20 protein-coding genes are annotated in these 20,557 nt (G+C 32.2%); 16 read left to right on the top strand and 4 right to left on the bottom strand.

Annotated features, from left to right (window positions below; all coding sequences use genetic code 11):
- Positions 1 to 5: 5 nt before the first annotated feature.
- The 11 genes from CHB67_RS02910 (at position 6) to CHB67_RS02860 (ending at position 10,121) form a co-directional block, all read left to right on the top strand.
- Entirely contained in the window at positions 6 to 563 is a 558-nt protein-coding gene (locus CHB67_RS02910; protein WP_089380257.1) for a YeeE/YedE family protein, read from the top strand.
- An 11-nt stretch (positions 564 to 574) separates the two neighbouring features.
- Complete coding sequence (locus tag CHB67_RS02905; protein WP_089380256.1) at positions 575 to 988, top strand: DUF6691 family protein; 414 nt, start codon at positions 575 to 577, stop codon at positions 986 to 988.
- 10 nt (positions 989 to 998) lie between these two features.
- Positions 999 to 1,631: a Crp/Fnr family transcriptional regulator gene (locus CHB67_RS02900; RefSeq protein WP_089380255.1), complete on the top strand. Its 633-nt coding sequence runs from the start codon at positions 999 to 1,001 to the stop codon at positions 1,629 to 1,631.
- Positions 1,631 to 2,617, top strand: a complete 987-nt coding sequence (gene moaA, locus CHB67_RS02895) for a GTP 3',8-cyclase MoaA (protein ID WP_089380254.1) — start codon at positions 1,631 to 1,633, stop codon at positions 2,615 to 2,617. The genes CHB67_RS02900 and moaA overlap by 1 nt, the downstream gene beginning before the upstream one ends.
- A gap of 89 nt (positions 2,618 to 2,706) precedes the next feature.
- The gene (locus CHB67_RS02890; protein WP_089380253.1) at positions 2,707 to 3,924 is read left to right on the top strand and encodes a molybdopterin molybdotransferase MoeA; all 1,218 of its coding nucleotides are present in this window, start codon (positions 2,707 to 2,709) and stop codon (positions 3,922 to 3,924) included.
- A gap of 79 nt (positions 3,925 to 4,003) precedes the next feature.
- Complete coding sequence (locus tag CHB67_RS02885) at positions 4,004 to 4,765, top strand: phosphatase PAP2 family protein (protein WP_089380252.1); 762 nt, start codon at positions 4,004 to 4,006, stop codon at positions 4,763 to 4,765.
- A gap of 99 nt (positions 4,766 to 4,864) precedes the next feature.
- Positions 4,865 to 5,344: a cyclic pyranopterin monophosphate synthase MoaC gene (moaC, locus tag CHB67_RS02880; protein ID WP_089380251.1), complete on the top strand. Its 480-nt coding sequence runs from the start codon at positions 4,865 to 4,867 to the stop codon at positions 5,342 to 5,344.
- Complete coding sequence (locus CHB67_RS02875) at positions 5,337 to 6,449, top strand: NTP transferase domain-containing protein (protein WP_089380250.1); 1,113 nt, start codon at positions 5,337 to 5,339, stop codon at positions 6,447 to 6,449. The genes moaC and CHB67_RS02875 overlap by 8 nt, the downstream gene beginning before the upstream one ends.
- The gene (locus CHB67_RS02870) at positions 6,442 to 7,278 is read left to right on the top strand and encodes a DUF1835 domain-containing protein (RefSeq protein ID WP_089380249.1); all 837 of its coding nucleotides are present in this window, start codon (positions 6,442 to 6,444) and stop codon (positions 7,276 to 7,278) included. The genes CHB67_RS02875 and CHB67_RS02870 overlap by 8 nt, the downstream gene beginning before the upstream one ends.
- Positions 7,275 to 8,351, top strand: a complete 1,077-nt coding sequence (locus CHB67_RS02865; protein WP_089380248.1) for a HesA/MoeB/ThiF family protein — start codon at positions 7,275 to 7,277, stop codon at positions 8,349 to 8,351. Before CHB67_RS02870 ends, CHB67_RS02865 begins: the two co-directional genes overlap by 4 nt.
- The gene (locus CHB67_RS02860) at positions 8,352 to 10,121 is read left to right on the top strand and encodes a MutS-related protein (RefSeq protein WP_089380247.1); all 1,770 of its coding nucleotides are present in this window, start codon (positions 8,352 to 8,354) and stop codon (positions 10,119 to 10,121) included.
- Here CHB67_RS02860 and CHB67_RS02855 read toward each other — a convergent pair.
- The gene (locus CHB67_RS02855; RefSeq protein WP_089380246.1) at positions 10,118 to 10,543 is read right to left on the bottom strand and encodes a molybdenum cofactor biosynthesis protein MoaE; all 426 of its coding nucleotides are present in this window, start codon (positions 10,541 to 10,543) and stop codon (positions 10,118 to 10,120) included. The two genes, CHB67_RS02860 and CHB67_RS02855, sit on opposite strands and share 4 nt — an antisense overlap.
- Positions 10,544 to 10,621: 78 nt before the next feature.
- Between CHB67_RS02855 and CHB67_RS02850 the strand changes: the two genes are divergently transcribed.
- A complete protein-coding gene (locus CHB67_RS02850; RefSeq protein ID WP_089380245.1) occupies positions 10,622 to 10,897 on the top strand; it encodes a DUF3817 domain-containing protein in 276 nt (91 codons plus the stop codon).
- A gap of 12 nt (positions 10,898 to 10,909) precedes the next feature.
- On the opposite strand, the gene corA is transcribed toward CHB67_RS02850, so the two are convergent.
- A complete protein-coding gene (gene corA / locus CHB67_RS02845; RefSeq protein ID WP_089380244.1) occupies positions 10,910 to 11,965 on the bottom strand; it encodes a magnesium/cobalt transporter CorA in 1,056 nt (351 codons plus the stop codon).
- Between the two features lie 37 nt (positions 11,966 to 12,002).
- On the bottom strand, positions 12,003 to 12,245 hold the full coding sequence (locus CHB67_RS02840; protein WP_089380243.1) for a MoaD/ThiS family protein: 243 nt from the start codon (positions 12,243 to 12,245) through the stop codon (positions 12,003 to 12,005).
- 156 nt (positions 12,246 to 12,401) lie between these two features.
- Between CHB67_RS02840 and CHB67_RS02835 the strand changes: the two genes are divergently transcribed.
- The 3 genes from CHB67_RS02835 (at position 12,402) to CHB67_RS02825 (ending at position 18,492) form a co-directional block, all read left to right on the top strand.
- Positions 12,402 to 14,018 carry a 4Fe-4S dicluster domain-containing protein gene (locus tag CHB67_RS02835; RefSeq protein ID WP_089380242.1) on the top strand — a complete coding sequence of 539 codons (1,617 nt, stop codon included), beginning with the start codon at positions 12,402 to 12,404 and terminating at the stop codon, positions 14,016 to 14,018.
- A 140-nt stretch (positions 14,019 to 14,158) separates the two neighbouring features.
- On the top strand, positions 14,159 to 17,050 hold the full coding sequence (locus CHB67_RS02830; protein WP_089380241.1) for a molybdopterin-dependent oxidoreductase: 2,892 nt from the start codon (positions 14,159 to 14,161) through the stop codon (positions 17,048 to 17,050).
- Positions 17,051 to 17,379: 329 nt separating this feature from the next.
- Positions 17,380 to 18,492, top strand: a complete 1,113-nt coding sequence (locus CHB67_RS02825) for an alkaline phosphatase (protein WP_089380240.1) — start codon at positions 17,380 to 17,382, stop codon at positions 18,490 to 18,492.
- Positions 18,493 to 18,495: 3 nt separating this feature from the next.
- Here CHB67_RS02825 and CHB67_RS02820 read toward each other — a convergent pair whose 3' ends face one another.
- Positions 18,496 to 19,506, bottom strand: a complete 1,011-nt coding sequence (locus CHB67_RS02820; RefSeq protein WP_089380239.1) for a DUF4421 family protein — start codon at positions 19,504 to 19,506, stop codon at positions 18,496 to 18,498.
- Between the two features lie 106 nt (positions 19,507 to 19,612).
- Between CHB67_RS02820 and queG the strand changes: the two genes are divergently transcribed.
- Positions 19,613 to 20,536, top strand: a complete 924-nt coding sequence (gene queG, locus CHB67_RS02815) for a tRNA epoxyqueuosine(34) reductase QueG (RefSeq protein ID WP_089380238.1) — start codon at positions 19,613 to 19,615, stop codon at positions 20,534 to 20,536.
- The last annotated feature ends 21 nt before the right edge of the window (positions 20,537 to 20,557 follow it).

The raw sequence follows: 20,557 nt of genomic DNA, 5'->3' as shown, positions 1-20,557 counted from the left end.
AAATTATGGAATTTATTACACAACCTTGGGCTTGGTATGTTGCCGGACCCATAATTGCGTTTGTCATGTTCTTGCTGTATTACTTTGGCGAACGTTTTGGTGTTTCATCTAATTTAGAGACTTTTTGCTCTATTGGTGGCGCCGGAAGATTTATCGATTACTTTAAAATTGATTGGAAACAAAACTCTTGGAATTTAGTTTTTGTTGCAGGGTCTATTGTAGGTGGTTTTGTGGCAGCTAATTGGTTGTCTCCAAGTGATGCTGTAGATTTAAATCCACAAACAGTACAAGATTTAGCAGCTATTGGTATTCAAAATGCAGGAGCTACGTATTTACCCGATGAAATTTTTAGCATAGAAACCATGTTAACCTTTAAAGGATTTTTGGTATTGTTAATTGCGGGTATTATGGTAGGTTTTGGAGCGCGTTGGGCTGGAGGTTGTACTTCAGGGCACGCTATCGTAGGACTTAGTAATTTAGAATTACCATCACTAATTTCAGTAGTTGGATTTTTTATTGGAGGCTTGGTTATGACCTGGTTTATTTTACCACTAATATTTTAAAACGAAGAATTATGAAATACATAAAGTTTTTTTTAGTAGGAATACTCTTCGGGATAGTAATGAGTAAAGCCGAAATAATTTCATGGTATCGAATCTACGAAATGTTTAAATTTCAATCGTTTCATATGTATGGAATTATTGGTTCAGCAGTGCTAATTGGTATGGTAAGTATGTTGTTGTTTAGAAAAAAAGTAGTTAGAACTTTTGAAGGACAAGATATACACATTGCTCCAAAAAAGAAAGGAATGTACCGCAATTTATTAGGCGGAATTTTATTTGGATTGGGTTGGGCTTTAGCAGGAGCTTGCCCAGGACCAATGTTTGTTTTAGTTGGTAAAGGTGTAGTTTCTATTTTAGTGGTTATTTTTGGAGCTACTTTAGGTGCTTTTTTCTATGGATCTTTAAAAGATAAACTGCCACATTAAATAAATTGGTATGAAAATACATGAAATAGTCTCCAATAATTTTTCTGCTACTTTTGAAAGTAAATTAGTAAAAGAAATTGCGGATTATGGATTGTTAAAACATGCAGAGCCTGATCAAATTATTTTAGAAATACGAAGAGATATTCATTTTATTCCCTTAATAATTTCAGGTATTGTAAAAACAATGCGTAGAAACGGAAAAGGTAAAGGTTTGTTTTTGTATTATTTATCTGAAAATGAAGCAAGTGCAACGTCAATTTTGTATGCTTTAGAGAATAAGAAAAGTGAAATAAGACTAAAGGCGGAAAGTAATATTACTTACATATCTGTTCCTGTAAAAGTTGTAAATTCGTGGTTTCAAAAATATGAATCATGGCGAAATTTTTATTTAAAAATGAGTCAAATTCAAACTTCATTTTTACTAGAAAAAATCAACGATATTGCTTTTGAAGATTTAGAATTTAGGTTGATTAATTATTTAGAAGAAACAAGTTTGGTGCATAATGATAATACCATACATAGAAAACATTTTGATATTGCAAGAGATTTAAGGGTTTCAAGAGAAGCCATTTCAAGAATATTAAAAAAATTAGAGAACGAAGAAATTATTACATTAGGAAGAAATAAAATCATCTTAAATTAATGCAGTTAACAGATAAATTTGGTAGAAAAATATCTTATTTAAGACTAGCGGTTACAGATCGATGTAACTTGCGTTGCCAATATTGCATGCCTGCTGCAGGTATCAATATTGTTGACAGGCAAGAATTGCTTACCTATAAAGAAATGTACCGAATTACAAGAGTACTTTCTGAATTAGGAGTTAACAAAGTGCGTTTAACGGGTGGTGAACCTTTTGTAAGAAAAGATTTTATAAATTTTTTGGAATCACTTTCATTTAATGATCAATTAGATGAAATTAATATTACCACCAATGGCGCATTAATTTCTAATCATATTGAAAAGTTAGAAGCGCTAAAAATTAAATCGGTTAACTTAAGTATTGATAGTTTGCACAAAGAAAAATTTGCGCAAATTACCCGACGCGATGTTTTTGAAAATGTTTTTGAGACGTTTCAAAAATTAGCCCAGAGTAATTTAAATTTGAAATTAAATGTAGTGGTGCAGTCTGGTTTTAATACCAATGAAATTATAGATTTTGTAGAGCTTTCAAAAGATAAAAATATTGCGGTTCGTTTTATTGAAGAAATGCCTTTTAACGGTAAAGGTCAGCGACAAATGAATGAAGAATGGAATTACACAAAAATTATAAATCATATTCAAAAGCATTATTCAGAAGTAATTCCTGTTCAATCTAAAAAATCATCTACTTCTAAAAACTTCAAAATACCAACCTATAAAGGTACTTTTGGAATAATTCCTGCTTTTACACGTACCATTTGCAACGATTGTAATAGAATAAGGATTACTGCAACCGGAATGTTTAAAAACTGTTTGTTTGATGGTGGTGTTTTTAATGTAAGAGACTTTATTCGTAAAGGAGCAAGTGATAACGATTTGAAAGAATTATTTATAAAAACCGTACATCATAAACCCGAAAACGGATTTATAGCTGAAGCTGCTCGTGGAAATGATGTTTCAGAAAGTATGTCTACAATTGGAGGATAAAGCAATTAATAATTAGCAATTTTGAATTACGAACTCATAATCATTTTGGTAATTAAAAATTCGTAATTAGTAACTCGTAATTAATTTAAATGAACTTAACTACTGTAAAAAACGCTCTAGAAACTATTTTAAACAGTTCTCAGGAATTTGGAATTGAAGAGGTTGACTTTATAAAATCTTTAGGACGCGTATTAAAAGAAGATGTGATTGCTGATTGCGATTTGCCTCCATTTAACAGAGTAAGTATGGATGGTATTGCTATTGCTGAAGCTGCTTTTAATAGCGGACAACGTACGTTTAAAATTGAAGGTGTTCAGGCTGCTGGAAGTCCACAATTAACCTTGAAAAACAATAATAATTGTTTGGAAGCTATGACAGGAGCAATGTTGCCTGATGGTTGTGATGTGGTTATTCAATACGAATTATTAACAATTGAACATGGAGAAGCTACCGTTAATTTAGAAACTGTACGAAATTTTCAAAACATTCATAAAAAAGGGCTAGACAGATCTAAAGGAGCTGTTTTAATAAAAAAAAATACGCTAATTTCTTCAGCTGAAATTGGGGTGTTGGCTACAGTTGGAAAATCTAAAGTAAAGGTTGCTAAACAGCCAAAAGTTATGATTGTTTCTACAGGAAATGAATTGGTTGAAGTAGATCAAATTCCCGAAAAACATCAAATAAGAAGAAGCAATGTGTATACCTTAGTTTCCTTATTAGAACGTTTGCATATAAAAGCTGAAACCGCTCATATTTTAGATGATAAACAAGTGTTAGAAACTAAAATTGAAGCCTTTTTAAATGAGTACGATGTGCTAATTTTTAGTGGCGCAGTTTCTAAAGGTAAATTCGATTTTATTCCTGAAGTATTAGACGATTTAGGGGTTGAAAAGTTATTTCATAAAGTACAACAACGTCCGGGAAAACCTTTTTGGTTTGGAAAAAAAATCTGTGCTGAGCGAAGCCGAAGCAGTAAAACGGTTTTTGCATTTCCAGGGAACCCAGTTTCAACATTTGTAAATTGTTTAAAATATTTTTATCCGTGGTATCAAAAATCGGTGGGTTTAAATTTTGAAAATACACAACAAGCAATTCTTTCTGAAGATTTTTATTTTAAACCAAATTTAACCTACTTTTTACAAGTGAAGTTATCGCAACATGAAGGTAAAATTTACGCAACTCCTTCCGCAGGAAAAGGTTCGGGAGATTTGGCTAATTTAGTAGATGCTGATGCCTTTTTAGAATTACCAGATGATAGAACGGATTTTGCAAAAGGTGAAGTTTTTCCAGTTATTTTGTACCGATAAACTACCAACAGATTATTTTTTAAGTTTATTCAATTTTGAAGTGTACATTTGTGAAATTAATTGCTAATTCTTTTATTTAATGAAAATTGCTTCAAAATTACTTTTAGGATGCTTCTTTTTAAATGTATTGAGTTTCAACGCTCAAACCACTCAAAGTCAACAAAACAATTATTCGTTAGATAGTTTACAGTCAAAAAAATCTAGAACAGTATTGCAAAAAAGTATGGTACCTGCCAGTTTAATTGGGTTAGGTTTAATAATAAATGGAAGTGATTTTGAGCGAAACTTGCAATCAGATTTACGAGATAAAGTTGGGAATGATTATGAATTTCCCATTGACGATTACATTTTGTTTGTGCCAATTGTGCAAATGTATGCAGCTGATGCTTTAGGTATGAAAGCTAAAAATCATTGGTTTGATCAAACAAAATACCTGTTTATTTCAAATGTTGTTTCTACAGGAATTTCAGAACTACTTAAAAGCCTTATTACTAAAACAAGACCAGATACAACTGATGGTAATTCTTTTCCATCGGGGCATTCCACTATTGCATTTACAAATGCTGCCGTTTTACAAAATGAATTTCAAAATACTTCTCCTGTTTTTGCCTACAGCGGTTATGCTTTTGCGGCAACAACAGGCGTTTTTAGGATGTTAAACAATAGACATTACTTGTCTGATGTGTTGATGGGTGCAGGAATCGGAATTTTAGTAACGCAATTGGTGTATCATTTTGAGCCATTTAAAAATTTCAATCCGTTTAAAAAATCAAAAAATATTTCCTTTTTTCCGCAGTATAAAGAAAAAACCTACGGATTTTATTTTTCGTATGCCTTATAATTTTTTTGAATCGCTTTCTAGGTAGTAATAGTTAAGGTGAAATAATTCAAAAAACGTATATTTGATTCTGCTTTTTAAAATACAAAGCAATCATTGTTTATGGAGCATAAATTTTCACATATCAATAAAAATAATCAGCCAAAAATGGTAAACGTTGGTGATAAAAATAGTACCAAACGCAAAGCAATTGCGAAAGCAACTATGTTTTTGGGGACTGAGATAATTGCTCATTTTAATAATGACGAATTACACACTAAAAAAGGTCCTGTTTTTCAAACGGCAATTATTGCAGGAATTCAGGCGGTTAAGAAAACTTCAGAGTTGATTCCTATGTGTCACCCTTTGCTAATTAATGGAGTAGACATTACCATTGAAATTTCAGATAGCGAACACATTGAAATTTTATGTACGGTTTCTATTGAAGGGAAAACGGGTGTTGAAATGGAAGCCTTAACGGGTGCAAATATTGCCGCTTTAACCGTGTACGATATGTGCAAAGCCATTTCTCAAAAAATGGTGATTAAAGAAGTGAAATTAGTCCAAAAATCAGGAGGAAAAAGCGATATTAAAAATGGGTAAACATCAAAAACACGCAAAATTAAAACTTCGTGATAACGATAATTTTGCACCGAATGAAATTTCAATAGTTGGTACAAATTGTTCCAATATTTCTAAGTTGGTTTTAAATATTTCCGAGCAACTATCAAACTATAAATTAGCTTATTTTGATGCTTCTCATGCTAAAAATAGTGAAGATTTAACTGTTGAAACCTATACGTTTCATCATAAAGGAACGGCGGCTATTTCAGTAAATGCTGAAGTAAATAAATTCAATCAACGGGTTAAATTTTCGCAATATGATTATGTATTTATCAACGGAAATCATTACCAAGGAGCAAAGCAAATTTTAATTTTAGATCCTGAAAAAGAAGCTTCAGTTTTAAAACGATTAGAACAATTAGATAATATTCAATTTGTGATAAAATTAAAAGAAGATGCTACCTATTTTGATTTTTTAGAAGCGCACAATCCACAAATTAAAAACTTGCTGTGTTATCATATAAATGAGGTTGAAAAAATTTCAAAACACATTGAGAATTTAATTCAAGAAAAAATAGCACCTATTCAAGGTTTGGTGTTGGCTGGCGGAAAAAGTATTAGAATGGGAACTGATAAAGGGCAACTCAATTTTTATGGTAAAAGTCAACGCGATGTAGCCATTGAATTATTAGAGAAAAACAATCTGAAAACCTATCTTTCTGTTCGTAAAGAACAAGATGTTTCTACAGCGCATAAAATCACAGATAAATTTATTGGACTAGGACCTTTTGGAGCAATTTGCTCGGCTTTTCAAGAAAATCCTGATGTTGCTTGGTTGGTAATTGCTACCGATTTACCTTTTTTAACTAATGAAGTAATTCAGTTATTATTGAAGCATAGAAACCCGTCGAAAGTTGCAACAACAATTAAAGGGAAAAATAAACAATTTCCAGAGCCTTTAATCACTATTTGGGAGCCAAAAAGTTATACATTATTGTTGAATTATTTAGCTCAAGGTTATTCGTGTCCGCGTAAAGTATTGATCAATTCAGAAGTTGAAATTATAGAAATTGAAGACGATTTAATTCGAAATATAAATACACCCGAAGAATTTAAAACAGCATATAAAGAAATTAATGAGTAAAATTATTCACGTACTTAATGGCGATAGTTCAGTTCAATTATTGAAGGAATCTGGACTTGAAGGAGAAATTGCCGTTTGGAGAGAATTATTGTGCGAAGGAGCGTTGCATACAGATTTTGCAAGCGATGATTTTTGGAAAAAACGCTACACTTATTTTAAAGAAGAGTTAGGTGTTGATAGATTAGAATATTACGATAAAACAATCAAAGAAATTTTAAAGATTGAAGATATATCAGGGCTTGATGAGGTGGTTTTATGGTTTGAATATGATTTGTTTTGCCAAATAAATTTATTGGCGGCTTGTTCTTATTTATTGAAAGATTTCAGAAAAGATGTAAAGCTATCGTTGGTTTGTGTTGGTAGAGTTAAAGGGAAAGAAAACCTGCAAGCCTTAACTGATTTTTCGCCTAAAGATTTTGTAGAACTATATAAAAATAGGTTGAATTTAAGTAAAAGTAATTTAATTTTCGCAGAAGAATGTTGGAAGTTATATGCAGAAAATGATGTTGAAAAATTAAAAAACTTCAATTTTAGAAATCCTAAGTTTCAATATTTACAAGCAGCAATAAATCAACATTTAAAACGATTTCCTACTGAAAACGGATTGAATGAAATTCAGCAAAAAATAATTGAAATTATAAATTCTAAAGCTTTAACTGAAAACGAAATTGTGCGTGAATTATTGATTTGGCAACAGACTGAAACAGTTTATGGTTTTGGAGATGTACAATACATTTTAGAACTAAAAAAGTTACAGGATTTTTATACTATAAAAGACGCAAAATATTTTGTAACTACTAAAGCAAAAAAGCTACTAACAATAGAATGAACATATCAAAATCGGAATATTTTAAACGCCAAACAACTTTATCTGAAATAGGTGAAGAAGGACAACAACTATTGCAAAAAGCCAACATTTTGGTAATTGGTTGTGGTGGTTTAGGAAGTCCTGTGGCTATTTATTTGGCAGCGAGTGGCGTTGGAAATATACATTTGGTAGATTTTGATACAATTTCAATTTCAAATTTACACCGACAAGTATTTTACAATACAGCAACTGTTGAAAAATCTAAAGCGGCAGTTTTAGCTTCAGAAATAGCGAAAAAAACACCTTTTACAAACGTAACCTTTTCAGAAGAGGCAGTTTCTAAAACAAATATTTTAGAATTAGTTTCTAAGTTTGATGTGGTTGTTGATGGTACAGATAATTTGCAAATTAAGTACTTAATAAACGATGCCTGTGTGTTGACTAAAAAGCCGTTGGTTTATGGTTCGTTGTATAAATTTGATGGTTATGTAGCAACTTTTAATGTATTTGAAAGTAAAGCGTATTCGTGTAATTTACGTGATGCTTTTCCTAAAATAGCAACCGATATTCCTAATTGTGGAGAAGCAGGAACAATGAACCCAATTGTAGGATTAATTGCTTTATTACAAGTGAATGAAGTAATTAAATTAATCACCAAAACTGGCAAATTGTTAACAAATCAATTGTTAATTTACAATGCTTTGGAGAATTCGCAGTTTAAAATGAAATTGAAAAAAAACGAGTCGATTGCTATTGAAGAGATTTTTAAAAATTCAACCTATGGGGCTTTAAATTGCGCAACTCAAAAACCAATATTATTAATTTCAAAAGGCGATTTCAAATTAAAATTAAACGATACTGCAACGGAAATAATTAGTGTAATAAATAATATAAATACACCTATTCCTTTTGAAGTTCATCAAAAAAAGCCGTTTCATTCATTTGATATTGAGAATTTTAATCCAGATTTCACTAAGAACTATGTGATTGTTTGTAACAAAGGAATTACTAGTTACAACATAACACAACAACTAAAAGATAAATTTCCAGCGCTGAATGTTTTAAGTTTAGCAGAAGGAATTGAAAACTATTAAATGCAGCAACCATTAGAATTTTATAAGAAGCAAAAAACTTTAGTTGAACAAGAATTAGTGCAACTAAAAAAGAAATTAACCATTTCTAGCAGTACACGTTTACTAACATTTTTAGGAACTATTTTTTGTGTTTACCTGTCTTTTGGAAATACATTATTTATGATTTTAAGTGTTGTAATAGGCATTGCTCTTTTTGTTTTCTTAATTTTTAAGCACGAAAAATTAGTGTACAAATCGAACTTTGCAAAAGCGGTAATTCACATAAATGAAACCGAATTAAAAGTTTTAAATCGGGATTATTTAGGGCTTGATGATGGTAGTGAATTTATAGATCCAAAACATCCGTATAGTTATGATATTGATTTGTTTGGGCGCGGTTCATTTTTTCAGTATTGCAATAGAACAGTTACGGTTGAAGGTAAAAATAAGCTGTTTTTAGAATTAACTTCAAATGCTATTAATGCTATTCAAGAAAAGCAGGAAGGAATCAAAGAGTTAAGCGAACAACCAATTTGGAGGCAACAATTTTCGGCCATTGCAAGTTTGGTGAAAGTGCAGCATTCAGCAAAAAATATTGTACAATGGATTCATAATTACACAATAGCTTTTCCTAAATTTCTAGGCTATTTACCTAAGTTGGTTTCATTAATTTCAGTGGCGCTTATTTTATTAGTTGCATTCCAATTATTGCCTGAAGTATTGTTGCTTTTTTGGTTGTTTATTGGTTTGGGTATTTCAGGATTTTATTTAAAACAGATAAACGAGTTGTACACAAACGCTTGCAATGCAAAGGATACGTTTAAGCAATATCATAAATTATTAAATGAAATTGAAACCACTAGTTTTTCTTCAGAACTATTAAAAAGAAAGCAGCAAGAAATTAAAACTGATAGCCTAAAAGCATCGCTTATTTTTAAAAAATACTCAAAATTATTAGATGCATTAGATCAACGAAATAATGTGATAATTGCCGTATTTGGAAACGGACTTTTTTTACGTGATATTCAAATTGCTATTAAAATTGAACAGTGGATTGAAACCTATAAATATAATGTTGAACAATGGTTTCAGGTAATTGCTTTTTTTGATGCGCAAAACTCATTGGCAAATTTTCAGTTCAATCACCCCGCGTATGTTTTTCCAAAAATCACCCAAAATAGAGAGGTGATAAAAGCTCAAGATTTAGGGCATACCCTGTTAAAAGAAAAACAACGTGTTGATAATAATTTTACCATTGAGAATCAACAATTTTTTATTATTACAGGCGCAAATATGGCGGGTAAAAGTACTTTTTTACGTACGGTTTCGTTGTCTATAGTTATGGCTAATATGGGCTTGTCGGTTTGTGCGGAAAGTTTTGAATACAATCCAATAAAATTAATTACAAGTATGCGAACTACCGATTCTTTAGCAGATGATGAATCGTATTTTTTCTCTGAATTAAAGCGATTAAAATTTATTGTTGATGAAATTAAAACTGATAATTATTTTATAATTTTAGATGAAATTTTAAAAGGAACCAATAGTACCGATAAAGCCATTGGATCAAAGAAATTTGTTCAAAAGTTGGTGGCTTCAAATTCTACAGGAATTATTGCGACACATGATTTAAGTTTGTGTGAAATTGAAGAAGAATTACCTCAAATAAAAAATTATTATTTTGATGCTGAAATTTTAAACAACGAACTAAATTTTGATTATCAACTAAAAAATGGTGTTTGTAAAAATATGAACGCTTCGTTTTTATTGAAAAAAATGGACATAGTTTAAGGGTGTGCATTTACCCAAACTTCTCCATCTTTAAAATGTTCTTTTTTCCAAATAGGAACCGTTTCTTTTAAAGTGTCAATACAATATTCACAAGCTTCAAACGCAGCTTTTCTATGCGCCGAAGAAACCGAGATTATTACAGGAATATCACCAATTTTTAACGGTCCAACTGCATGATGAATTGCAATTTTATGAACGTCAAATTTATCCAAAGCCAAATTTGCAATTTTTTGCATTTCCTTTAAAGCCATTGGTTCGTAAGCGCTAAAATCTAATAAAATTACTTCTTTGTTTTGAGTTGCATTTCTTACAGTGCCCACAAACTCCACAATACCACCACAAGATGCATCTTGCACAAAATTGTAACAATCTTGTTGGCTTAATGGTTCGTCGGTTATTTTTACTGAAGTTCTATTTTCCATTCTTTTAACTAAATCTTTTACAAAGTTAACAAATCAAAAATGTACTTTTGCCCGTTCATAAATTATATTCAATTATTGATGAAAAAAATATTTAGAATTGTAAGCATTTTAGAAGGAGTTTCTTATTTATTATTACTTTTTATAGCAACGCCTATAAAATATATTTTAGGAAATGAAATATTTGTGAAAATGCTAGGAATGCCGCACGGTTTATTATTTATTGTGTACATTATTTTAGCAATTATGTTGAAATATGAATTGGGCTGGGAAACCAAAAAATTCTTCATAATTTTAATGGCTTCTGTAATTCCTTTTGGAACATTTTATGTTGATAAAAAATATTTAAGGGCTTAATTTTAAGCGTGCTTAAAACCAATTTTTTCTTTTGAAATAGGCAATCATAGCTCCAAATATTACAATTATTACCGCCCAAACAATGTGGTAACCCCATTTAAAATGCAATTCGGGCATATTTACAAAGTTCATTCCGTAAATTCCAGCAATAAATGTTAACGGAATAAATATTGAAGAAACCACCGTGAGTGTTTTCATAACCTGGTTCATTCTATGCCCTTGAACCGAGAAAAATAATTCAATACTACTAGATAAACTGTTTTCAATTTTTTCGCAGTTGTCAATAATTGTCAAGCATAAATCCTTCAATTCAAAAAAGTATTTAATGTGCCTTTTGTCAATCAAAGCAAATTCTTCACGTTCAATTTTTGTGATAAATTCTTTTATAGGGTTGACATTTTTTTTAAGATGATTTAGTTGCGTTTTATAAACTTCAATTTCTTTCAAAATTGCAGGCGAAGGATCTTCATTGATATCAATAATACCAAATTTTTCAGTATTAGTTTCAATAGTGTCAATGGTTTTAAAATAATTATCCAAAATAGCTTCAATTAATAAATACAATAAATAATCAACAGATCTTTCGTGTAAAATCCCCGTTTTTTCTCTTAACCGGTGTCTAATATGAGTAAAATAATCTGCTTTTCTTTCTTGAAATGAAACCAAAAAGTTTTTTCCTAAAATAAAACTTATTTGTTCCGAATTAATTTCATTGGTTTCTGAAGGTAAAATAGATTGCAATGAAAAGAACCAATAATTTTCATATTCCTGAAATTTTGGACGTTGATTTACATCTAAAATATCTTGAATGGTTAAATTATGAATTCCAATTTTTTTACAAAGATTTTCAATAACTTCAACGTCATGTATGCCATGTGTGTTAAGCCAGTATTGTTTATTTTTAGTTGCAAAATTATTAAAATCGGTTGCTTTTAAATGTGAGAGTTCCATAAAACTGTCTTCAGAATATTCAAATAATTGAAGACTGATTTCTTTCTCAAACTGGGTTCCCGTAAATACAAATTTTAACGGGTTGTTTTTTTTTCTATTTAATCGTTTCTTTTTCACTTGGTTGAATTATAAGCTAAAAATAACTAAAACAATATTAACCTCCACTAACTGGCGGAATAATAGCAACTACATCGTTGTTTAGTAGTAATTGATGATCCTTAGCATAACTTTCGTTAACAGCAATCGCAAAATCGTTGATATTTTTTAATGAAGCAAACTGCGCAATAAGTTTTAGCTTCAATGCTTCTATAGAACTGTTTTCAGGAACTTCATACGACATTGAACTCTCACCTACTAAATCAGTGGTAATTCCAAAAAATAAAAGTTGAATTTTCATAAGTTCATTTTAAATGTATTACAAAAATAGGGTATTTATTTTAACAATATTTCTTAATTATTTAAAATAATTCTAAATAGTATATGTGTGATATGGATTACAAAACTCATTTTTTCATTGATTAAATTTGTTATAATTCAAACTATTTTACAAAAAATGAAGTACGGTTTTATAATTGACAACCGAAAATGTATTGGTTGTCATGCTTGTACAACTGCCTGTAAATCTGAGCACGACGTGGCGGTTGGAGTTAACAGAACGTATGTTAAGCAAGTTGAAAAAGGTGAATTCCCCAATACACGACGAATTTTTTCAGTAATGCGATGCAACCATTGTACGGATGCTCCTTGTGTTGAAATTTGTCCTGTGGAAGCGCTCTATACTCGTGAAGACGGTATAGTAGATTTTGACAACAATCGTTGTATTGGTTGTAAATCATGCATGCAGGCTTGTCCCTACGACGCCTTGTATATTGACCCTGATAACAATACTGCTGCAAAGTGTAATTATTGTTCTCATCGGGTTGAAGTTGGTCGTGAGCCGGCCTGTGTTACGGTGTGTCCAGAACACGCCATTATTGCGGGTGATATGCACAATCCTGAAACTGAGATTTCTCAATTATTGGCACGTCAGGCAGTAAAAGTTCGTAAGCCAGAAAAAGGTACTAATCCAAACCTATTTTATATTGATGGTGATGATGCTTCGTTAATTCCTGAAGCTACGGATAAATCGGGTCCTGGTTTGTGGAATTCACAAGCTCGGGGTGTGGGACATTTTGCAAAAGCTGCAGAAAAAATGTTGAACACTAATGATGACGTTGATTTATTACAAATGACAATTGACAATGATATTGAAGCGGCATATCAACGAAAAGATTCAGAAAATCCAAATTATATTGATGTGTTAACAGGAAAAGCACGTAGAGTTTATGATACACCAGATAAAGGAATTCTTTGGGGTTGGGAAGTTTCTGCGTATGTATTTACAAAAGCAATTGCAGCTGGCGCATTTTTAATTCCGTTTATTGCCATTGTTTTAGGTTATGAAGTTTCTTCAATAGCTAAATTATGGTCAGCAGGAATATCATTAGTAGGCTTGGCCTTAACAGGTTTATTCTTGGTAATGGATTTAGACAGACCAGACAGATTCTTGAACGTTTTATTACGTCCGCAGTGGAATTCTTGGTTGGTAAAAGGTGGTTATATCATTTCAATTTTCGGATTATTAGTGACCATTTGGGCAGCTATGACACTCTTCGAAATTAAAACAGGAGAAACCATTTTAGTATGGGGTACTGCAGTTTTTGCTGTTTTATTAGCAGTGTATACAGCATTCTTATTCGCACAAGCAAAAGGACGCGATTTTTGGCAAAGTCCAACATTACCATTACATATGTTAGTGCATAGTGTAATGGCTGGAGCTTCTATTTTTGTGTTGGCAGGATTGTTCTTAGGAAACGAAAGTTGGATGCACATTTTAGTACCGATATTAAGTATTGCCTTGGTTACAAACTTATTTACATTGGTTACGGAGTTGACAATTACGCACCCTACAACTTCTGCAAAAAAAGTAGTTAGCATGATTATTAAAGGACGTTACAGAAATCTGTTTTGGATAGTTTCAGTAATTGTAGGGAACATTATTCCATTGGTATTTTTAATGCTTGGAAATTCACAACCATTGGTAATTGGGTCGGCGGTATTCGTTTTAATAGGAATTGTAGCAACGGAGAAAATTTGGGTGGAAGCACCTCAAAGAATTCCATTAGCTTAATTAAGTTGAAGGGTTGAAGAAGTTTAAAGGTTTAAGGGTTGAAGGGTTATGGTTTGTTATTACTGCGAAGGCAGGAATCTATTTTCAGTCTAATAAATAATTTGTAATTCGTAATTAAAAAAATTGAAATTTTAAAAGTCATGGGATATAAAAAACCATCATTTATAGAAAATATTGCAGAAAAAATGGGAATTATTCCAAATCTGCATAAAGAAGGTTATCAAGAGTTTGATAAAGATATGCGCCATTTTACCGATGAAGAAGTTGCTCAAATGTACGAGAACTTTCCACCGCCAGAAAAATGGGATAATTGGGTTGAGTACAATCCAAAAGTTTGGCCTAAAAAGGAAAAGAAAACCTATCAAATTATACCAACTACTTGTTTTAATTGTGAGAGTGCGTGTGGTTTAACTGCTTTTATTGATAAGGAAACACAAGAGGTTAAAAAGTTTGAAGGGAATCCACACCATCCGGGAAGTAGAGGTAGAAACTGCGCCAAAGGACCGGCAACAATCAACCAAATTACAGATCCCGATCGTATTTTATTTCCTTTGAAAAGAAAAGGGAAAAGAGGTGATGGTGAATGGGAGCGTGTTTCTTGGGACGAGGTATTGGATACCATTGCAGGTAGAATTAGAAAAGCTATTTTAGAAGATCGTCATAATGAAGTTGCCTACCACGTTGGAAGACCAGGAAAGGAAAAATTTATGAACTGGATTTTACAAGGTTGGGGAATAGACGGGCATAATTCACATACCAATATTTGTTCTTCAGGAGCTCGTTTTGGGTATAATTTATGGTACGGTTACAACCGGCCTTCACCCGATCACGCTGAAGCAAAATTTATATTATTAGTTTCTGCACATTTAGAATCGGGGCATTATTTCAACCCGCATGCGCAACGAATTATTGAAGGGAAAATGAAAGGTGCAAAGTTAGCAACTATGGATCCTCGCCTATCTAACACGGCAAGTATGTCTGATTATTGGCTGCCATCATACCCTGGTACTGAAGCGGCTGTTTTATTGGCAATGGCTTTAATAATTTTAGAAGAAGGTTTGTACAACAGGGCTTATTTAGAAAATTGGACCAATTGGAAAGAATACTTACGCGCACGGCATTCAGGTAAAGCAATCACTTTTGAGAATTATATTGCCGCTATGATTGATGAGTACAAAGAATTTACCCCTGAATTTGCTGAAAAAGAATCGGGAGTAAAGGCTGAAATGATTGTGGAAATTGCGCATAAAATTGGTGAGGCAGGTGAACGTTTTGCTTCACATAACTGGCGTGCTGCAGGAGCATCAAATCTAGGCGGTTGGGCAGTGGCTCGTTGTTTGCATTTTTTAACGGCATTGGTTGGAGCTGTTGGTGCAAAAGGAGGAACGTCACCAAATTCTTGGAACAAGTTCAAGCCAACACAACCAAATCCGCCAAAACCTCAAAAGAAATGGAACGAATTGCATTTTCCTAAAGAATATCCATTGGCATTTTTTGAAATGAGTCAGTTATTACCTCATTTCTTAAAAGCAGGAAGAGGTAAAATGGATGTGTATTTTTCACGTGTATTTAATCCAGTTTGGACCTATCCTGATGGATTTACGTGGATGGAAATGTATGCCGATGAAACAAAATTTGGATTACACGCAGCTTTAACGCCAACTTGGAATGAAACCGCTTTTTATGCCGATTTTGTATTGCCAATGGGCTTGGCATCTGAACGGCACGATTTAAATAGTTATGCCACACATGGAGGAACTTGGGTTGCTTTCCGTCAGCCAGTTTTACGTGAAGCTGCCCGAAGAAATGGAAAACCAGTAAAGTTAACCTACGAATCTAATCCGGGGGAAGTTTGGGAAGAAGATGAATTTTTTATTGAATTGAGTTGGAGAATTGATCCTGACGGAAGTATGGGAATTCGCAAGCATTTTGAATCGCCATATCGCCCTGGAGAAAAAATTACCATTGATGAATATTACCAATATATTTTTGAACGTGTAAAGGGTTTACCTGAAAAAGCAACATCTGAAGGTTTAACCGAGTTGCAGTATATGCAAAAATACGGTGCTTTTGAAATTGAAAAAGGAGAATCATACAAGGTAAATGAAAATGAACTTTCAAAAGAGCAATTAAAAGGAAGTGTGGTTGATCCAATAACAGAGGTTATTTCAAAAGATGGAAAAGCTATAGGTGTTATGGTAAATGGAAAGGCCTGTGTAGGTTTTCCTACACCATCACGTAAAAATGAATTTTATTCACAAACTATGGTAGATTGGAAATGGCCAGAATATGCAACACCAAAGTATATTAAAAGTCATATTCATAATGATAATTTAGATAAATCTAAGGGTGAGTATGTTTTAGTTCCAACATTTAGATTGCCAACGTTAATTCATACCCGATCTGGAAATGCAAAATGGTTGGTTGAAATTTCAAACAGAAATCCAATTTGGATGCATCCTGATGATGCGAAGAAATGGGGGTTTCAAACAGGAGATTTGGTAAAAATGAATACGGATATTGGTTATTTTATAGATAAGGTATGGGTGACTCAAAGTATGAAGCCGGGTGTGGTAGCTTGTTCACACCATATTGGACGCTGGCGTAGACCACAAGATAAAATAGGAAATCGTTGGGCAACCAATACAGTAAATATTGAAGGTGATGGTAAAGGAGGCTGGAAAATGAATACCATTTCGGGTATTAAACCATTTGAATCGGACGATAAAGATTCAAAACGTATTTTTTGGAAAGATGGAGGTGTGCATCAAAATATAACACATGCTGTGCACCCTGACCCAATAAGTGGTATGCATTGTTGGCATCAAAGAGTTCGCATTGAAAAACCTGGAAAAGACGAAAAATATGGAGACATTTTTGTAGATACCAATAAATCTCATGAAGTATTTAAAGAATGGATGGCTATGACAAGGCCAGCACCAGGACCAAATGGAGAACGCAGGCCTTTATGGTTTGATAGAGCTTTTAGACCCGATGAATCAACATATTATTTTAATGAAAAAGAGAAGTAAATTAATGAGGCTGTCTCAAAAGTGCTAAAATTCGTCATTCTGAAAGTGTCACACAGAGCTTGTCGAAGTGTTATTTCAGAATCTCATTCACAATAATCAATTATTCTGATAACCTGTATTTCGACTCCGCTAAATAACCGGTTACTGAGAGGAGTCGAAGCACAGGTTGACGAAAAGTTTACTTTTTAGACAGTCTCTTTTTTATGAAATTTTTATTTTTTTGGTAAACTTCACGAGTAAAGGTTCTGTTAAATAATCAATAAACCTTTGTGTTTTTTTAGAATTAAAGTTTTAAATTTTTACCTTTGCATTTCTAAAAAAAATAGATAATGAATCTAATAAAAACAACGTTGATTTTAGTGTTTTTTGCACTATTTTCTTGTACTGAAAAAGAGAAAGCTCCAAAAAATGAGGCTCCAAAAAATGTGATTTTATTAATTGCTGATGGGACAGGATTAACACAAGTGTCAACAGCTTTTTATTTTAAAGAAACCGCTCCAAACTACGGGCGTTTTAAAAATATTGGTTTAATTAATACATCATCTGCAAGTCATAATATTACGGATTCTGCGGCTGGAGCAACTGCTTTTTCTAGTGGAGAAAAAACATACAATGGTGCTATTGGTGTAAGTGTAGATTCTACAGCAATTGAAAATATTGTAGAAGTTATTTCTACAAAAAATATAAATACGGGATTAATTGCAACTTCTTCTATAACACATGCAACACCTGCAGCTTTTTATGCACACGCATTAAGCAGAAGTTTGGCAGAAGATATTGCCTTAGATATGGTGGCTTCAGAAGTTGATTTTTTTGCAGCTGGTGGATTGAAATACTTTAACAAACGTAAAGATCAACGTAATTTGTTAAATGAATTAGAAGCTAAAAGTTTTGTAATTGATACACTTTCTTTAGGTGATTTTAAGAGTATTGAAAATGCCGAAAAAGCTGGTTTTTTATTGGCAGAAGATGGAATGCCTAAAATGACTGAAAATAGAGGTGACTTTTTAGAAAATGCTACCGAATTGGGAATTGAATTTTTAAGTAAAAACAATGCCAACTTTTTTATGATGGTTGAAGGTTCTCAAATTGATTGGGGAGGTCATGCAAATGAAGGAGAATACTTAGTTACTGAATTGTTAGATTTTGACGATGCTGTTGGAAAAGCATTAGATTTTGCTGAAAAAGATGGAAATACTTTAGTAGTTGTAACTGGAGATCACGAAACAGGAGGTTTGTCTTTGTCTTCAAAGCAGAAAGTAAATCAACATGGTAAAGAATATAGTGATTATAACGATGTTAATTTAACATTCTCAACCAATGGGCACTCTACAACATTAATTCCTGTTTTTGCTTTTGGACCAGGTTCTGAAGAGTTTCAAGGTGTTTATCAAAACAATGATATTTATAAAAAAATAATGAAAGTTACTGGCTGGAAATAAAACTTAAAAAACTTTATTTTTCTTAGGTTTAAAATTAATTTTGCCAATGTTGTATCCAAAAATCAATTTAGATTTGGTGACGCTTAATAAGGCTTTATTGTTAAAATCTAAATCGGTAGCATAAAGATTTGTGCCAAAATTAAAGTGCACATAAAATTCTTCACCCTTATAACCTAAGCCTGTAAACAGGTCTAATTTATAGACTAAAGGATTTGTAGGAACGTAACTTTCGGTTTCGGCGCTTATTTCTTTATATTCTAAACCAATTCCTGGCGAAGCACTTAATGCAAAGAAAAAGTTGGCAGGTAAAACAATATAGGTTGCTACGCCAGCCAATATTCCAGCTCCAATAGCAGTAAATTCTGTAATTTCAGCTTGATCGTTGAAATAAGGGTTTGAGTTAGTAGGAACAATTGTTCCGTCAGAAGAAATTTTATTGACAATAAAAAAACCTCCAAAACCTAAAGAAACGGAGGTTTTTTCTTTGTCGGTAACTCCCGATTTCATCATTCTAACAGAAAAATGTTCATTTTTAAATAAATGTAAATAATTTAAGCCGAGAGAAAATATGGACATGTCTTTTCTGAAAATTTCAGCATCATTTACATTGCTATAAATATTATATCCGTTAACATTTTCTAGTAAAAACCCTATGTAATTCTTTTTAATAACAAGCCCACCTTCTGCTGCAAATTTATCGGTTTGTAAAGCTTCTTCTTGAGTTTTGATGTTAAAAACAATATCAATTATTATTTTTTGATTGGCAATACCAATACCAATACCATAAGGATTATTAGGTTTGTAATATAATTTATCTTGGTTGTTTTTTAGGGTAAACCGTTGTTGTTTAAAATTCCCTACAAGTCTAACGGACCAATCTAATTTTTCACTAAAAACTAGCGAGTCAATTATTTGAGCAGGTTTTAATAAGGTGTCGTTTTTTTTGAAATTATGGGCGTGAGCAGTACCAGAAGCAATAAGAATACTAAAAAAAAGCAACCATTTATTAGGCATAGTAATTTATAAAAATCAAATTCAAAGTTCAATATATAAAATAAATTAACGGTAACAGGTTTTAGGTGAATTTTATAATGAAAAAAATCAAGTATTTTTGTAGTTTATGAAACTTCAGCAAACATATTCAAAATTGATAAAGCAAGAAGCCTATAGATTAGGTTTTGAAAGTTGTGGAATTTCAAAAGCGGTGTTTTTAGAGGAAGAGGCTTCAAATTTAGAATCGTGGTTAAAAAAAGGTCATCAGGGCGAAATGCACTACTTGGAAAACTATTTTGATAAACGTTTAGATCCAAGGTTGTTAGTTGACAATGCAAAATCGGTTATAAGCTTATCGTTTAATTATTTCCCTGAAGAACAACAACAAAACAATTCATATAAATTGGCAAAATACGCATATGGAGAGGATTATCATCATATATTAAAATCAAAATTAAAAGAGCTTACATCTTTTATTCAAAACCAAATTGGAGAAGTAAACGGAAGGGCTTTTGTAGATTCGGCTCCAGTAATGGAAAGAGCTTGGGCTCAAAAAAGTGGTTTGGGTTGGCGAGGTAAAAACTCCTTATTAATTCAAAAAAATAAAGGGTCTTTTTTCTTTTTGGCTGAACTTATTTTGGATTTAGAATTGGAATACGATACACCTTTTAAAACCAATCATTGTGGTTCCTGTACAAAATGTATTGATGCTTGTCCAACCAACGCAATTTTGCCAAATAATACGGTTAATGGCAGTCAATGTATTTCTTATTTTACTATTGAATTAAAAAACGAATTGCCTGCAAGTGTAAAAGGGAAATTTGAAGATTGGATGTTTGGATGTGACATTTGCCAAGATGTTTGTCCGTGGAACCGATTTTCAACACCACATTCAGAAGAAAAATTAAATCCACACCCAGATTTATTAGCAATGAATAAACAAGATTGGGAAGAAATCACAGAAGAAATCTTTAAAAAAGTATTTCAAAAATCAGCCGTAAAGCGCACCAAATTTTTAGGTTTAAAACGAAATATTTCATTTCTGAAATAAGAATTAGCGCTATTAAAAGTG

Source organism: Lutibacter agarilyticus (assembly GCF_900188235.1).
GTDB lineage: Bacteria > Bacteroidota > Bacteroidia > Flavobacteriales > Flavobacteriaceae > Lutibacter > Lutibacter agarilyticus.
This window is presented reverse-complemented; position numbering and strand designations above follow the sequence as displayed.

What these genes read in the sequence shown, in the direction of transcription:
- CHB67_RS02910 (WP_089380257.1), top strand. Translation starts at nt 6, where the DNA reads ATGGAATTTATTACACAACCTTGGGCTTGGTATGTTGCCGGACCCATA.
- CHB67_RS02905 (WP_089380256.1), top strand. Translation starts at nt 575, where the DNA reads ATGAAATACATAAAGTTTTTTTTAGTAGGAATACTCTTCGGGATAGTA.
- CHB67_RS02900 (WP_089380255.1), top strand. Translation starts at nt 999, where the DNA reads ATGAAAATACATGAAATAGTCTCCAATAATTTTTCTGCTACTTTTGAA.
- moaA (WP_089380254.1), top strand. Translation starts at nt 1,631, where the DNA reads ATGCAGTTAACAGATAAATTTGGTAGAAAAATATCTTATTTAAGACTA.
- CHB67_RS02890 (WP_089380253.1), top strand. Translation starts at nt 2,707, where the DNA reads ATGAACTTAACTACTGTAAAAAACGCTCTAGAAACTATTTTAAACAGT.
- CHB67_RS02885 (WP_089380252.1), top strand. Translation starts at nt 4,004, where the DNA reads ATGAAAATTGCTTCAAAATTACTTTTAGGATGCTTCTTTTTAAATGTA.
- moaC (WP_089380251.1), top strand. Translation starts at nt 4,865, where the DNA reads ATGGAGCATAAATTTTCACATATCAATAAAAATAATCAGCCAAAAATG.
- CHB67_RS02875 (WP_089380250.1), top strand. Translation starts at nt 5,337, where the DNA reads ATGGGTAAACATCAAAAACACGCAAAATTAAAACTTCGTGATAACGAT.
- CHB67_RS02870 (WP_089380249.1), top strand. Translation starts at nt 6,442, where the DNA reads ATGAGTAAAATTATTCACGTACTTAATGGCGATAGTTCAGTTCAATTA.
- CHB67_RS02865 (WP_089380248.1), top strand. Translation starts at nt 7,275, where the DNA reads ATGAACATATCAAAATCGGAATATTTTAAACGCCAAACAACTTTATCT.
- CHB67_RS02860 (WP_089380247.1), top strand. Translation starts at nt 8,352, where the DNA reads ATGCAGCAACCATTAGAATTTTATAAGAAGCAAAAAACTTTAGTTGAA.
- CHB67_RS02855 (WP_089380246.1), bottom strand. Translation starts at nt 10,543, where the DNA reads ATGGAAAATAGAACTTCAGTAAAAATAACCGACGAACCATTAAGCCAA.
- CHB67_RS02850 (WP_089380245.1), top strand. Translation starts at nt 10,622, where the DNA reads ATGAAAAAAATATTTAGAATTGTAAGCATTTTAGAAGGAGTTTCTTAT.
- CHB67_RS02840 (WP_089380243.1), bottom strand. Translation starts at nt 12,245, where the DNA reads ATGAAAATTCAACTTTTATTTTTTGGAATTACCACTGATTTAGTAGGT.
- CHB67_RS02835 (WP_089380242.1), top strand. Translation starts at nt 12,402, where the DNA reads ATGAAGTACGGTTTTATAATTGACAACCGAAAATGTATTGGTTGTCAT.
- CHB67_RS02830 (WP_089380241.1), top strand. Translation starts at nt 14,159, where the DNA reads ATGGGATATAAAAAACCATCATTTATAGAAAATATTGCAGAAAAAATG.
- CHB67_RS02825 (WP_089380240.1), top strand. Translation starts at nt 17,380, where the DNA reads ATGAATCTAATAAAAACAACGTTGATTTTAGTGTTTTTTGCACTATTT.
- CHB67_RS02820 (WP_089380239.1), bottom strand. Translation starts at nt 19,506, where the DNA reads ATGCCTAATAAATGGTTGCTTTTTTTTAGTATTCTTATTGCTTCTGGT.
- queG (WP_089380238.1), top strand. Translation starts at nt 19,613, where the DNA reads ATGAAACTTCAGCAAACATATTCAAAATTGATAAAGCAAGAAGCCTAT.